Origin of the sequence: Ancylobacter sp. SL191 (genome assembly GCF_026625645.1) — a bacterium.
Classification (GTDB): Bacteria; Pseudomonadota; Alphaproteobacteria; order Rhizobiales; family Xanthobacteraceae; genus Ancylobacter.
The window spans coordinates 3,804,551-3,819,297 of record NZ_CP113056.1; the positions used below are offsets into that span (position 1 = coordinate 3,804,551).

The following is a 14,747-nucleotide window of genomic DNA, read 5'->3' on the forward strand; positions in this document are numbered from 1 at the left end:
CAGCAAAGCGGCGCGCGGGATCAGGCGGCGATGCCGCGCCCGCCCGCCTCCTCGCGCCAGCCGCGCAGCATGGTGAGCAGCCGCTCGGCACCGGGCGCCACCTCGTAGCGGCCGATCACCTCGTCGAGGATGCGGCGCTTGAGCCCGGCAGCGTCGAGTTCCTCGGCGTGGTCAGCCTGCACGACCTCCAGCGCCGTGCGGAAGGCGATATAGGCGCCGCGCGGCAGGCCGATGCGGTCATAGACGGCGCGGAAGGAGCGGCCGGAACGGTCCGCCAGCATCGCCGCGACCTCGTCGGAGCTGATCTGCGCCAGCACCGACGCCATCTCCTGGAACAGGCGAACCTCGCCGAACAGCAGCGCGCGCAGCGCCAGAACGGGGGTGAGCTTGCCCTTGGCCTTCATCCCCTCGACGGCGATGCGCAGCCGCGTGCCGGTATCCTGCATCGGCATCTCGCGCGGGGCCTCGGCATCGGCTTCCTCAGCCGGGCAGGCCTCGCGGGCGACGCGCGAGGCGGCATCCGGGCTCAACCAGCGGCGCTCGGCGACAAAGGCGGAGAGCGTGTCGGCCACTTCGCGGATCAGCGCGTGGTGGATGGCGCGCGGCAGGTCCGGGCGGGCCAGCAGCGCCTCGCGCAGCGCCGGCATCTGGCCGAAGCGGGTGGCAAGGCTCACCAGCGCCGCCTCACCGAGCCGGGCCGAGCGGTTGCCGGCGAGCGCCAGGGCGCCTTGCGGCCCAGCCAGGCGCGCCAGCACGGTGGCGACTTCCGGCTGGAGATCGCGCCGCGCGGCGATGGCGAGGCGCACCATCTCGTCGCCGGTCTCGCAGAAATGGATGAGTTCGCGCAGGCTCGGCACCGGCGAGCGGGCGAGCATCACAGCGGCGGGCGCCCCGCCCTGGGCGGCGATGCCGAGCACGAGGTCCGCCGGCACCAGCGGGTGATCGGCCAGCGCGGCGGCAAGCGCGAGGCGCACCTCAAGGCACGGATCATCCGCGAGTTCCGGCAGCGAAGCCTCGATCTGGGAACGGTCGGCGGCGCCGAGATCGGAGCGCAGATAGGCCCGCGCCAGCGCACCGGCCGCCTTGGCCCGCGCCGCGTCGGGCGCGGTCCGCGCCCACATCAGAAACTGACGAACGATCATGGCCGCCCCCCGCACTCGTTATCGGAGCGGAGATGATGCGGCGAACGCCCTTAAGAAACGGTTGACCATAAGCCGCCGGATCGCCCGCATGCTGCGCCGCGGTATCCCGGTCAGTCGCCGCTGCCCTCGTCGGTGCTCACGCTCGGCGGGCTCGCCTGTTCGCCCACGACGACGTCGACCGGGGCGTCATGGCCGGCCTCGACCTTGAAATCCTTGGTGTAGGTCTTGCCCTCATAGCGGGCGACGGCGGTGTATTCGCCTTCCGCCAGCATCAGGACCGGGTTGGCGCTCATCGATTCCTTGATGCTGTCGCCGCCCGGGCTCAGCACCGACCATTGCGCGTCGGGAATCGGCGCGCCGCCCGGCGCGTTCACCAGCCGCAGCACGATCTCCGCCGCCCGGTGGTGCAGCGTGGCGTCCGCCACCTTGCCGGGAGCAACCGAAATATCCGCCTGGATGACGGCGTTGCCCTCGCCATAGGTCGAGACGACGTAATAGTCGCCCGCCGGCAGCACGACGAGATCGCCGGCATTGGCGTCGCGGAAATAGGGGCGGCTGGAGGCGCGGCCCTGCAGGAAGCTGCCCTCGAAAATATCGAAGGTCACCTTCTGCGCAGGAATCTGCTTGTCGCCGACATCGGCGTGCAGCCGGATGCCGCCGGCGGGAAGGGTGATCTGCTCCCGCCGCGATTCGTCGCCGACGACGATGCGCCGGGCGACGCTGGCGAGGCCGTAGGAGACATGCACCACATAGCCGCCGGGCGAGAGGAAGAACACCGGCGCGGGGTCGGCCGCCTCGGCCACCAGCGGGTAGGCGCCCGACGGTTCCGGCCGGTCGGCGAAGACGCGCCAGACGAGGCCGCGGGGCACCAGCCCCTCCTTCTCGCCATAGCGCGCGCTCATGCCGATGGCGGCCTTGCCGGGCGGCGGCTGGGGCAGGATGGTGTGCGGATCGCCCGCCGGCTTCACTGCGGCGGGAGCCTGCGTCGCCGGCTGACCGGGCTTCAACGCCGGCTTGCCCGCGGGGGCGGGAGAGGCCCCCGGCGCGAGATTGCCGGCGAAGGGCAGCGCCTGCGCCAGCGCGGCCGCAGGCGCGGCGAGCACAAGAAGAGCGACCATCACCGGCAGGCGCCGGCGCGGCACGCGGAAGGAGTCGGGACGGGGCGCGTCAACCATGCCCGGCTTGGTGCCCGCAAAGAGGGGCGAATTCAAGTCAAACTACCGCCGCCCGCCCCCTGCCGCGCCTTGGTGACCGAACGCGGCCGTGCTACCGGCGAGCGCCAGCAGAGGATGGACCCGATGACCGACGCGCTGACGCTGCTCAAGACCCGCAAGAGCCCGAAGATATTCGACCTCGCCGGCCCCGGCCCCTCCCCGGCCGAGATCGACGAGATGCTTACCATCGCCTCGCGCGTGCCCGACCATGGCAAGCTCGCGCCGTGGCGCTTCATCATCTTCGAGGGCGACGGGCTGAAGCGCGCCGGCGAGGCCATCGCGCAGGTCTTCCTTGCCGACCACCCCGACGCCAATCCCGAGCATGTCGAGCAGGAGCGCAACCGGCTCTCGCAGGCGCCGCTGGTCATCGCCGTGGTGTCGAAGACCGTCCCGCACGCCAAGATCCCGGAATGGGAGCAGACGCTCTCCGGCGGCGCGGCCTGTACGCTCCTCGTCGTCGCCGCCCATGCGCTCGGCTATGCCGCGACCTGGCTGACCCAGTGGTACAGCTACGATGCCCGCGTGCGCGCCGCGCTCGGCCTGTCGGAGAGCGAGCGCATCATCGGCTTCGTGCATGTCGGCACCCTGGCCCGCCCGCAGGAAGACCGCCCCCGCCCGGCGCTCGCCGATATCGTGACGAGGTTCTGAGCCATGTTCTACGAGCCCGCCCGCCGCAATCACGGCCTGCCGCACGATCCGCTGAAGGCCATCGTCGCCCCCCGCCCGATCGGCTGGATCTCGACGCTGGCTCCGGATGGCACGGCCAATCTCGCGCCCTATTCCTTCTTCAATCTGGTCAGCGAGAACCCTTCCATCGTCATGTTCTCCAGCGCGGGCCTCAAGGACACCGTGCGCAATGCCCGCGCCAGCGGCGAGTTCGTCTGCAACCTCGCGACGCTGGAACTGATCGAGCAGGTGAACCTCACCTCGAAATACATCGCGCCGGACGAATCCGAATTCGACCTCGCCGATCTCGCGCGCGCGCCCTCACGGCTGGTGAAGCCGCCGCGTGTCGCCGCCTCGCCCTGCGCGCTGGAATGCGTGGTGACGGAGAGCTTCGACCTGAAGGACCGGAGCGGCGCCGCCAGCGGCCGGCACGTCACCTTCGGCGAGGTGGTCGGCGTGCATATCGACGAAGCCTTCATCGAGGGCGGGCTGGTGCGCACCGACAAGATGCACGCGCTCGCCCGCTGCGGCTATTTCGACTACGCCTGGGTCGACACGCTCAAGTCCGTGCCGCGGCCGGAATAGCCACCGGAGCGGACCCATCTCACGCAGATGGAAACCACTTGTTCACCATAATCGCAGTAACATGCGTGCATGTGCTGGTGGAGGCTTGCCAAAGATGCGTCCTGTTGATCGTCGTGCCGTGCTGGGCTTTTCGCTCGCCGGCGTCGCCCTGGCTCTCGGCGGATGCAACCGCACCACGACCGCCGGCGCGCCGCTGGCGCCGATGTCGTCGGTGTCTAGCTATGCCAGCATCAACCCGGCCGGCAATTACGGGCCGGTCTCCGACCGCTTCCCGATCAAGGCGTTCGACACCTCGTCGATCAACCCGGCCTTCCTGCGCCGTGAGGTCGCCTACAGCACCACCGAGCCGGCCGGCACCATCATCGTCGATCCGCGCGAGCACTTCCTCTATTACGTGCTGCCGGGCGGCCGGGCGATGCGCTACGGCGTCGGCGTCGGCAAGCAGGGCTTTGGCTGGTCGGGCACCGCCACCATCAATTCCAAGCAGGAATGGCCGGACTGGTACCCGCCCAAGGAGATGATCGAGCGCCGGCCGGACATCAAGCCGCAGCTCACCCAGTTGCAGAGCGGCGTCGGCGTGCCCGGCGGCCTGTCCAACCCGCTCGGCGCCCGCGCCATGTATCTGTGGCAGAACGGCAAGGACACGCTCTACCGCATCCATGGCACGCTGGAGCCGGACACGATCGGCACCAACGTGTCCTCCGGCTGCATCCGCATGATCAACCAGGACGTGATGGATCTCTATAGCCGCGTCGCCGTCGGCACCCGTGTGGTCGTGCTCGGAGCGCCCCGTCCGGGCGTCTGAGAACCGCTGCGTCAACGGCATCCGCCCCGCGGCATCGGCGGGGCGGATTAAACGGTTGCTCCCCGCCGGTTGCAGTGCAACCTTCGGCAGGGCGGGAGACATCAGCGCATGAGCGGCCACATCATCACCATCGCGCAGCAGAAGGGCGGTTCGGGCAAGACGACGCTCGCCGCCCATCTCGCGGTCGCCTTCGCCCGCGCCGGCAAGCGCGTGGCGCTGATCGATTGCGACCCGCAGGGGAGCCTGGGCGAATGGTTCGAGGCGCGCGAGCAGACGCTCGGCGAGGCCGCGACCGGCCTGTCCTTCCGCACCGCCAGCGGCTGGGGCGCGCGCCGCGAGGCCCGCAGCCTCGCCCGTGACTATGATGTCGTGGTCATCGACACCCCGCCGAAATCCGACGTCGAATCCCGCCCCGCCATCGAGGCGGCGAGCCTGGTCGCGGTTCCCGTGCAGCCCACCCCGATCGACCTCTGGGCCACCCAGCCGACGCTGGAGATGATCGCCAAGGAAGGCACGCCCAGCCTGCTCGTCATCAACCGGGCGATTGCGCGCGGCGGGCTGACGCAGGAAATCTCCGAGGCCATCCGCGCGCTCGGCCACCCCGCCGCCCAGACCCGCCTCGGCAACCGCGTCGCCTTCGCCGCCAGCATGGGCGAGGGCCTGACCATCATGGAGACCGACGCCGGCTCCAAGGGCGCGCTGGAGGTCGAGGCGCTCGCCGCCGAGCTGGTGGCCGCCCTCCCCGCCTGACCGGACCCAAGCCTCGCTACGAAAGCTCCTCGCTGCGAAAGCTCCTCGCTCGCTGCGGGCGCCCGCCTTTTGGCCCGGTGCGGCGTCAGTTCAAGGGGCTTCACGCCCAGTTTATTGCATTCACGCAATCGGTTCACGTCATCGCGACCGGGGAACAAGTCGCGCCGCAATGACTTTTCCCCCCGAACGCTCGCTGACGGCATTCGCTGCGGCGGGCGAGCCCACCAGAACGGAGACGTGAACATGAAGACGTTTATCATCGCCACTGCCGCCGTCGCGAGCCTCGGCTTCGCGGGTGCCGCCTCTGCGAACCAGCAGAGCTACAGCAACACCACCTGGCAGGAGACCACCACCGGCACCTACCAGAGCGCCCCGCGCACCAATTATGTGGCGCCGGGCTATGATGCCCGCACGGGCATGATCGAGGGCCGCAACTCCGCCGTCGTCGATCCGAGCCGCGCCACGGCCGGCTCTTATGTCGACTCGCATTACGGCGATGGCCTGACCACCTATCAGAGCAATCCGGGCGTCGAGCCCTACATCGCCAAGCAGATCGAGATGGATCAGCGCGGCAGCGGCAACTGACGAGGGCCTTCGGGCCTTCCGACGGAGGACAGGCGCGGCGCCCCTGGCGGGCCCGCGCCTTTGCCTTATGTGCAGCTTTTATGGCTCCACATTGCCGGCAATCGCTACCACATCACCGCCCTGTGGTTGACGCCGGGAACCAGCCAAGGCAATCAGGACGGGGCGCTTTCCGTATGGCAAGCCAAAATTCATAGCCGTGACTGTATCTTCGCGGCAAAGTGACCCGGGCGGCTTCCTCGCTCGGTTCACCGGTCCCCGGACCGCTACTCGGGTGTGGACAATTGGCGTGTTGCGTAACGAGAGAGTTGGACCGACCGGAGCGCGCCCTGCGCGCCCGTCGGCTTATGCTCGCCGTGGCGCTCGCCCTGACCCTCGCCGCGCATGGCCCCGCCCACGCGCAATCGGCCGCCCCCACTGCTGAGCCGGCCCCGGCCGCGCCGAGTGAGGACGCACCGCGCCCCGGCCTGTTCAACTCCCTGCTCAACCTGTTCAGCCCGAACCGGATGGCCGATGACGGCCCACCGGCGCCGGACGCGACGCCCTACACGGTCGAGATCGAGATCAAGGACGCCGACCGCTCCCTGCGCAACGCGGTGGAGGGAGCCTCGTCGCTGGAGAGCCTGTCGCACCGCCCGCCCTCCGGCGCCGCCGGCCTGGTGCGCCGCGCGCTGGCCGACCGCAACAACATCACCACCGCGCTCTATGGCGAAGGCTATTATGCCGGGTTGATCCGCATCCGCATCGCTGGTGCGGCGCCCGAGGCGGCCAACATCTTCGAGATCGTCGAGGCCGCCCGCAAGAACGGCCCGGTGCCGGTGCGGGTCGAGGTCGAGCCCGGCCCGCTCTTCACCTTCGGCACGGTGCAGATCCTCGACGCGCGCACCCGCCGCCCGCTCGCCGACGCCCCGACCCTGCGCCGGCTGCGGCTGGAACCGGGCGAGCCGGCGCTCGCCGGCAACATCGTGCGGGCCGAGGGCGCGCTGGACGATCATTATCGCGGGCTCGGCCACCCCTTTGCCCGCGTCGCCAGCAAGGATGTGGTGGCCGACCACAAGACCTCGACGCTCGACGTGTCGATTTATGTCGAGCCCGGCCCGCCCGCCACCTTCGGGCGTTTCACCGTCTCCGGCGCCGATTTCCTCCCGCCCGGCTTCATCGAGGAGCGGATCGAGATTGCGCCGGGCACGCCTTACTCGCCCGAGACGCTGAACAGCCTGCGCCGGCGGCTGCTGACCTATGAATCCATCGCCAGCGTGCGCATCGAGGAAGCGAGCAAACTCGACGCCGATGGCAGCCTGCCGATTACCCTGATCGTCGAGGCGCGCAAGCCGCGCTATGTCGGCTTCAGCGGCACCTATTCCTCGACCGAAGGCGCGGCGGTCAACGCCTTCTGGGGCCATCGCAACCTGTTCGGCGGCGGCGAGACGCTGCGGCTCGACGCGCAGGCCTCCTGGTTCGGCGAGAAATCCGAAGCGGTGCCGGATGCCGACCCGTTCGGCTACAAGGTCTCCGCCTCCTTCATGAAGCCCGGCATCTACACCGCGCAGGACGATCTCGTCGCGCAGGCCGCCGTGCTGCGCGAAGTGACCAACGCCTATGTGCGCGAGGCCGTGACCCTCGTCGCCGGCGTGCGGCACCGTTACAGTGACGACCTGTCGCTGCAGATCGGCATCGACCTTGAACAGTCGCAGGTGGAGGACACCACCGGCACCGGCGATTACAGCATTGTCGGCGTGCCCTTCGACCTCACCTATGACACGCGCGACAATGAGCTCGATCCCTCGCGCGGCATCCGCTTCGCCGGCACGCTGGAGCCCTTCGCCTATCTCGGCGACGCTGGCGCCGGGCCGGTCATGGTCAAGGGCGCGCTCTCGGCCTACCACGCCTTCGACGAGGACAAGCGCTTCATCCTCGCCGGCCGCGTTGCCGCCGGCAGCGTGTTCGGCGCCGGCCTCTACGACATTCCCCCGCAGCGCCGCTTCTATGTCGGCGGCGGCGGCTCGCTGCGCGGCTATGACTACCAGTCGGCCAGCCCGCGCAATGAGGACGGCATCATCATCGGCGGCCGGTCCTTCTTCGAGGCGTCGCTCGAAGGGCGCATCCGCGTCACCGACACGATCGGCATCGTGCCTTTCTTCGACATGGGTTCGGCCTACTTAAGCGAGTGGCCGGATTTCGACGGGCTGAAATACTCGGCCGGCGTCGGGCTTCGCTACTACACCGCCATCGGTCCGCTGCGCCTCGACCTCGCCTTCCCGCTTAATCCGGGGCCGGATGACGGGGATTTCGGCCTCTATGTCAGTCTGGGGCAGGCGTTCTGATGATGCGCATCGCGAAAAGCCTGCTTCTCCTCGTCCTCGGCCTGGTGCTGCTGGTCCTGCTGCTGTTCGGCGCCGTGCAGACCCCGCCGGGCAAGGCGCTGCTGGCGCGCACCCTTTCCTCCCTCGCCTCCTCGCCCGACCTTCAGTTGGAGATCAGCGACCTCTCCGGCCTCGTGCCGTTCGACATGCGCGCCGGCACGGTACGCGTGGCCGACCGCGAGGGTGAGGTGGCGCAGGTGGACGGTCTTCACCTCGCCTGGCGCCCGCTGGCGCTGTTTGAGCGCACGGTGGACATCACCCGCCTCACCGCCACCCGCGTCGAGGTGCTGCGCCGGCCCTTGCCGCCCAATGAGCCGCCGCCGCCCGGCGAGCCGCCCTCGCTGGCCGTGCCGATCCGCATCGGCGCGCTGAGTTTCCCCGACATCGTGATCGCCGAGCCGGTGCTCGACCACGCCGCGCGGCTCTCGCTCACCGGCTCGGCCGACATTGCCTCGCTGGCCCGCGGGCTCTCGCTCGACTTCGCCCTGCAGCGGCTGGACGCGGAAGGCAGCCTCACCGGTCGCGCCAGCTATGCGCCGGCGAGCGGCACGCTCGATCTCGACATCGCCGCGCGCGAACCCGCCGGCGGGCTGATGGCGCGCGCCGCCGGCCTTGAGGGCCTGCCAGAGATCACCGCCACGCTCAAGGGCGCCGGCCCGCTCGATGCCTGGGACGGCCAGCTCGGCGTTACCGTCGGCACGCTGGCGCAGGCCACCGGCGCCGCCGGCATCCGCGCCGTGCCGCAGGGCCACCGGCTCACCTTCGCCATCGACGCCGACATCGCGCGCCTGCTGCCGCCCGACCTGGCCCCGCTCGCGGAAGGTCGCACGGAACTCGCCGGCGCCGCCCTGATCGACGCGGAGCGCCGCATCACGCTGGAGCCGACCACGCTGCGCGCCGCCGGTCTCGGTGCCGTGGTCACTGGCACCATCGCCCCGGACCGCACCGCCGACCTCACCTTCGACGCGACGGCGGGCGCCGCCTCCCGCTTCGGTGCCCTCGCTCCCGGCATCGGCTGGACCGGCCTCACCCTCGCCGGCACCGCCAAGGGCGACCTCGCCCGCCCCTCGCTCGACGCGCGCCTCACCGCGCAGGGTCTCACGGGCGCCGGCTATGGCGCGAGCGACGTCCACGCCACGCTGCGCACCGTGCCCAATGGCGGCGGCGCGATGGCCATCATCATCGAGGGCGACGCGCAGGGGCTCACCGCATCCGACGCCGAAGTTGCCGGCGCGCTCGGCACCGCCGGCACCTTCAGCGCCAGCGGCACGCTCCCCGCGCAAGGTCCGGCCACCCTGACCGACCTGACCGCCCACCTCACGGCGCTGACCGCCCATTTCGCCGGCACCGCGACCAGCCAGTCGATCAACGGCGATCTCGACGTGCAGCGGCTCGACCTCACCGCCTTCGGCCCGCTCGCCGGGCGCCCGCTCGGCGGTCAGGCGCAGCTCAAGGCGCGCGTCGCCGGCAGCGCCGATTTCGCCCGCCTCTCGCTCGATCTCGACGGCGCCGCCACCGGCCTCGTCACCGGCATTCCCCAGATCGACCGGCTGCTCGGCCAGCAGACCCGCTTCACCGGCGCGGTGGCGCGTGATGGCGCGAACGCGCTCGCCGTGCGCGAGCTGAAGCTCACCACGGACGGGCTCGCCGTTACCGTGGACGGGCGCATCGCCACCGATCTCGCCAACCTCACGGCGAAAGTCGCGCTGGACGATCTCGCCCGGCTCGACCCGCGCGTCTCCGGCGCCGCGCAGGCGGACGCGGCTTTCTCCGGCACGCTGGACAAACTCGGCGTCACCGCGACGCTGCGCATCCCGCAGGGCACGGCGATGGACCGCCCGCTGCGCGACATCGCCCTTGATGTCACCGCGCGCGACATCACCAGCGCGCCCTCCGGCTCCTTCACCCTGGCGGGCGAGGTGGCCGGCAAACCGGCGCGCGGCAGCGGCGCGCTCGCCAGCGGCGCGGATGGCAGCCATCGCCTCACCGGCCTCGACCTCGCCATCGGCTCCGTCACCGCGCGCGGCGATCTCGCCATCGGCGCGGATACCAAGGCGACCGGGCGCCTCGCCATCGCCGCCGGCAATCTCGCGGATATCTCCGTGCTGGCGCTCACCGAGATCACCGGCCGGCTCAACGCCGATGTGACGCTCGACGTGGTGGAGGGCCAGCAGCGCGTCGCGGCCACCGGCGACGCCGCCAACATAACCTTTGCCGGCCGCAGCCTCACCAGCGCGCGGATCGACGCCACGGTGACCGATCCGCTTGGCGTGCCGCTGGTCAACGGCACCGCCGATCTGCGCGGGCTCGATCTCGGCGGCACGACGGTGGAGAGCGCCACTGTGCGGGCCACCGGCAACGCCTCGGGCACCGACATGACGGTGGACGCGGTGGCGCAGGGCTTCACCATTCGCACCGCCGGCCGGCTCACCCCGCAGGCCGGTGGCGCGCAGATCCGGCTCGACCGCCTCGCCGCCACGCGCGGCTCGCTCACCCTCACCACCGCCGCGCCGGCGACCTTCGTGATCGAGAACGGCACGGTGCGCACCGAGCGGGTGGTGCTGAACGCCGCCGGCGGCAACCTCACCATCGCCGGCACGGTGGGCGAGACGCTGAACCTTACCGTCGATGCCCGCGCCTTGCCGCTGGCGCTGGCGGAACTTGCCGCCCCCGGCCTCAATCTCTCCGGCACGCTCGCCGGCAATGCCCGCATCACCGGCACCCCGGCGGCGCCGACCGGCACCTATGAGCTGCGCATCGCCCGCCTCTCGACCCCCGACATCGCCCGCTCCGGCGCCGGTCCGTTCGATATCGCCGCCTCCGGCACGCTGGCCGACCGCCGGGCGAGCCTGCGCGCCACGGTGAACGGGGCCAATCTACAGGGGCTCACCGTCACCGGCTCTGTGCCGGTCGGCGCCGGGCAGCTCGATCTTGCGGTGCGCGGTGTGGTCAACCTCGCCATCGTCAACCCGGTACTCGCCACCACCGGCGCGCGCATTCTCGGCACCGCCAATGTCGATGCCACCATTCGCGGCACGGCGGCGGCACCGAGCGCCGGCGGCACGGTGCGCATCAGCGGCGGGCGCTTCGACGACAATGTGAACGGCATCGCGCTCGATCAGATCCAGGCCGTGCTCACCGGCACGGACCGTTCCATCACCATCACCTCGCTCACCGCCCGCACCACCAATGGCGGCTCGGTGACCGGGCGCGGCACGATCGCGCTCGACCCGGCGGCGGGCTTCCCCGGCCGCATCGACCTTGATCTCGTCAATGCCGCTCTGGTGAACAGCGACCTGATGCGCCTCGTCGCCGAGGGGCGGCTGGGCGTGGAGGGCGCGTTCCTCAATGGGCCGCGCCTTACCGGCCGGATCACCCTGCGGGCGCTCGACATCTCCATTCCCGACCGTTTCGGCGGCGGCGTGCGGGCGATTGATGTGCGCCACGTCAATGCCAGCAAGGCGTTCACCGCCAAGCGTCAGCAGGCGCAGGCCCGCCCCACCGCCGCCAGCCGTAATGATGGCGTCGGCCTCGATCTCGTGCTGGCGGCGCCGAACAACACCGTGTTCGTGCGCGGCCTCGGCATGGACGCGCAGCTCGGCGGCGAATTGCGGCTCACCGGAACCACCCGCGCGCCGATCGCGCTCGGCGGCTTCGATCTGCGGCGCGGCACCTTCGATTTCGCCGGGCGGCGCCTCACCTTCACGCGCGGGCGCATCACCTTCACCGGCACCACCGACCCGGAGCTCGACTTCGTGGCCGAGACCACCGGCAATGACGTGACGGCGCGCATCACCATTTCCGGCCCGGCCTCGCGCCCGGAGGTGAGCTTCAGCTCAACGCCCACCTTGCCGCAGGACGAGATCGTGGCGCGGCTGATGTTCGGCCGGTCGGCGGGCAACCTCAATGCCGGGCAGGCGGTGCAGGTGGCGCAGGCCATCGCCCAGCTTTCCGGCGGCTCCGGCGCGCTGGAGAATCTGCGCCGCTCGCTCGGCGTCGACAGCCTCGACATCGGCACCAATGAGGCCGGCACCGGCGGGCAGATCGGCATCGGCCGCCGGCTGAACGACAATATCTATCTCGGCGTGCGCCAGGGCACGACCTCGGGATCGAGCAAGGTGACGGTCGATATCGACGTCACCCGCAACATCCGCCTGCAGGGAGCCACGGGCGCCGACGGCTCGGCCGAGGTCGGCATCGGCGCCCAGTGGGACTATTGAAGCGTCAGCCCCGGTAGCGCGGCGCCGGATCGCGCAGCGACAGGCCGGGCTGCACGGCCATGCGCGCGGCGGTGATCGCCTCATAGCCGGCGAAGTCCGGCAGCGGCGGAATGGTGATGGCCTCGCCCATGTCGAGCCCCTTCAACGCCGCATCGACCAGATTGTCGGCGCTCATCACCGCCTCTTCCGGGAATACATTGGCGTCGATGCCCGCGCGCTCGAAGAACTCCGTGCGCGTCGCCCCCGGCAGGACCGCCTGCACGCGCACCGGGCTGCCCTGCAGCTCGGTCTGCAAGGACTGGGTGAAGGCGAGCACATAGGCCTTGGTCGCGGCATAGGCACCGGGGAAGAACTCCGGCACGATCGCGACCACCGAGGCGATGTTGATCAGCGTGCCGCGCCCGCGCCGGGAGAAGGTGTCGACCGCCGCCACCGCGAGCCGGGTGAGCGCGACGACATTGAGCCGCACCATGGCGTCGATCTTCGCCGGGTCGGCGCCGACGACCGGGCCCTCCGTGCCGGAGCCGGCATTGTTGACGACGAGGGTGAGCCCCTCCTCCTCGACGATACGCGCGGCGACGCGGGCGGCATCCATCGGCTCGGCGAGATCGGCGGCGAGCACCTCGACCTTGCGGCCCGTCGTCGCGCTCAGCTCGCCCGCCAGCGCTTCCAGCCGCTTGCGATTGCGCGCGACGAGGATCAGGTCGTAGCCGCGCTTGGCCAACCGATCCGCATAGACCTTGCCGATGCCGCTGGATGCGCCTGTGACGAGGGCGGTGCCCGGTGATGCTGCACTCATAAGGATGTCTCCCGCGGCAATCGCCGCTTTAATGATGGTCATCATGTAATGGCTACCTCCCCGTCCCCGCAAGCCGGCGCTGGCGGAAAGGCACGGCGCGGCCGATCCGGGCGGGCGAATCCGACGTAGACTGCGCACCCCTTCCGTTCCCGTCCGGCCGTGCTCATGCCCGCTTCTGACCCCCGCCCCGCCCTCGTCTGGCTGCGCGACGATCTGCGCCTCGCCGACAATCCCGCGCTCGCCGGCGCAGCCGAGAGCGGCCGGCCGGTCGTGCTCGCCTATGTGCTGGACGAGGGGCGGCAGATCCGCCCGCTCGGCGCCGCCGCGCGCTGGTGGCTCGGGCGGGCTCTGGCGGACCTCGCCGACGCAATTGCGGCGCGCGGCGGAACGCTGGTGCTGCGCCGGGGCGACCCGGCCGCGATCATTCCCGCGCTGGCCGGGGAAGTGAACGCCGACGCCATTCACTGGAACCGGCGCTATGACGCGCCGCAGATCGCGCAGGACACCGCGCTGAAGGCGACGCAGCGCGCGGCCGGTCGCACGGTGGCAAGCCACAACGCCACGCTGCTGCACGAACCCTGGAACGTCGCCACCCAGTCCGGCGGGCCGTTCAAGGTCTACACCCCCTTCGCCCGCGCCGCACAGCAGCAGCCGGTGCGCGCGCCGCTGCCCGAACCGGAGGCGCTGCGCTTCGCCCCGGCACCGGCCAGCGAGAAACTCGCCGACTGGCATCTGGAACCAAGCGCGCCGGATTGGGCGGGCGGCCTGCGCGCCAGCTGGCAGCCGGGGGAGGACGGCGCACGGGCGGCGCTGGAGCGTTTTCTCGCCCACGGCCTCGCCGGCTATGCGGAGAATCGCGACCGGCCGGACCGGGAGAATGTCTCGCGCCTCTCGCCCTATCTGCGCTTCGGCAATATCTCGCCGCATCAGGTGCTCGCCGCGACCCGCCATGCTGAAGCGGCGGGGACGGCGGGGGCGAAGGACGCGGCGAAGTTCGTCGCCGAGCTGTACTGGCGCGAATTCGCCTATCACCTGCTCTACCATTTCCCCGACCTTGCCACGGCGAACTTCAACGCCCGCTTCGACGGCTTCGGCTGGGGCGACAATCCCGGCCATGAACGCGCCTGGCAGCGCGGGCTCACCGGCTACCCCATCGTCGATGCCGGCATGCGCCAGCTCTGGGAAACGGGGTGGATGCACAACCGGGTGCGGATGATCGTCGCCTCCTTCCTCATCAAGGACGCGCTGGTCGACTGGCGCCGCGGCGAGGACTGGTTCTGGGATACGCTGGTCGATGCCTGCCCGGCCAACAACCCCGCGAGCTGGCAATGGGTCGCGGGGTCAGGGGCGGACGCGGCGCCCTATTTCCGCATCTTCAACCCCGTCACCCAGGGCGAGAAGTTCGACCCGGACGGCGATTATGTGCGTCGCTACATCCCGGAACTCGCGCGCCTGCCAGCGGAGGCGATCCACAAGCCGTGGGCGGCCAAGCCCGATGTGCTGCGCCGCGCCGGGGTGACGCTCGGCCTCACCTACCCGCACCCGATCCTCGACCACGCCGTCGCGCGTGAACGGGCGCTCGCCCACTACGAGGCCATTCGCGGTTGAACTGGGCCACTTC

11 protein-coding genes are annotated in these 14,747 nt (G+C 70.8%); 8 read left to right on the forward strand and 3 right to left on the reverse strand.

Translation table 11 applies throughout. From position 1 onward, the window contains the following. Positions 1 to 20 precede the first annotated feature (20 nt). Together OU996_RS17470 and OU996_RS17475 are read right to left on the reverse strand one after the other, a co-directional pair. Entirely contained in the window at positions 21 to 1,142 is a 1,122-nt protein-coding gene (locus OU996_RS17470) for a DUF2336 domain-containing protein (RefSeq protein WP_267582868.1), read from the reverse strand. A 110-nt stretch (positions 1,143 to 1,252) separates the two neighbouring features. After that, the gene (locus OU996_RS17475) at positions 1,253 to 2,317 is read right to left on the reverse strand and encodes a hypothetical protein (RefSeq protein ID WP_267582869.1); all 1,065 of its coding nucleotides are present in this window, start codon (positions 2,315 to 2,317) and stop codon (positions 1,253 to 1,255) included. A 123-nt stretch (positions 2,318 to 2,440) separates the two neighbouring features. Here OU996_RS17475 and OU996_RS17480 point away from each other — a divergent pair, with 123 nt between their 5' ends. The 7 genes from OU996_RS17480 (at position 2,441) to OU996_RS17510 (ending at position 12,327) form a co-directional block, all read left to right on the forward strand. Then, positions 2,441 to 3,004, forward strand: coding sequence for a nitroreductase family protein (locus tag OU996_RS17480; protein ID WP_267582870.1), 564 nt, complete (start codon positions 2,441 to 2,443; stop codon positions 3,002 to 3,004). Positions 3,005 to 3,007: 3 nt separating this feature from the next. Then, entirely contained in the window at positions 3,008 to 3,607 is a 600-nt protein-coding gene (locus OU996_RS17485; protein ID WP_267582871.1) for a flavin reductase family protein, read from the forward strand. Between the two features lie 94 nt (positions 3,608 to 3,701). Further along, positions 3,702 to 4,412 (forward strand): L,D-transpeptidase, encoded by a 711-nt coding sequence (locus tag OU996_RS17490; RefSeq protein ID WP_267582872.1) that lies wholly within the window; start codon positions 3,702 to 3,704, stop codon positions 4,410 to 4,412. 108 nt (positions 4,413 to 4,520) lie between these two features. Next, positions 4,521 to 5,162 (forward strand): ParA family partition ATPase, encoded by a 642-nt coding sequence (gene parA / locus OU996_RS17495; RefSeq protein WP_267582873.1) that lies wholly within the window; start codon positions 4,521 to 4,523, stop codon positions 5,160 to 5,162. A gap of 243 nt (positions 5,163 to 5,405) precedes the next feature. Next, on the forward strand, positions 5,406 to 5,747 hold the full coding sequence (locus OU996_RS17500; protein ID WP_267582874.1) for a hypothetical protein: 342 nt from the start codon (positions 5,406 to 5,408) through the stop codon (positions 5,745 to 5,747). A gap of 305 nt (positions 5,748 to 6,052) precedes the next feature. Next, entirely contained in the window at positions 6,053 to 8,068 is a 2,016-nt protein-coding gene (locus OU996_RS17505; protein WP_267582875.1) for an autotransporter assembly complex protein TamA, read from the forward strand. Next, positions 8,068 to 12,327: a translocation/assembly module TamB domain-containing protein gene (locus OU996_RS17510; protein WP_267582876.1), complete on the forward strand. Its 4,260-nt coding sequence runs from the start codon at positions 8,068 to 8,070 to the stop codon at positions 12,325 to 12,327. Before OU996_RS17505 ends, OU996_RS17510 begins: the two co-directional genes overlap by 1 nt. A gap of 4 nt (positions 12,328 to 12,331) precedes the next feature. Here OU996_RS17510 and OU996_RS17515 read toward each other — a convergent pair whose 3' ends face one another. Next, a complete protein-coding gene (locus tag OU996_RS17515; protein ID WP_267582877.1) occupies positions 12,332 to 13,126 on the reverse strand; it encodes an SDR family NAD(P)-dependent oxidoreductase in 795 nt (264 codons plus the stop codon). Between the two features lie 165 nt (positions 13,127 to 13,291). On the opposite strand from OU996_RS17515, the gene OU996_RS17520 reads away from it, so the two are divergent. Continuing rightward, a complete protein-coding gene (locus tag OU996_RS17520; RefSeq protein ID WP_267582878.1) occupies positions 13,292 to 14,734 on the forward strand; it encodes a cryptochrome/photolyase family protein in 1,443 nt (480 codons plus the stop codon). The last annotated feature ends 13 nt before the right edge of the window (positions 14,735 to 14,747 follow it).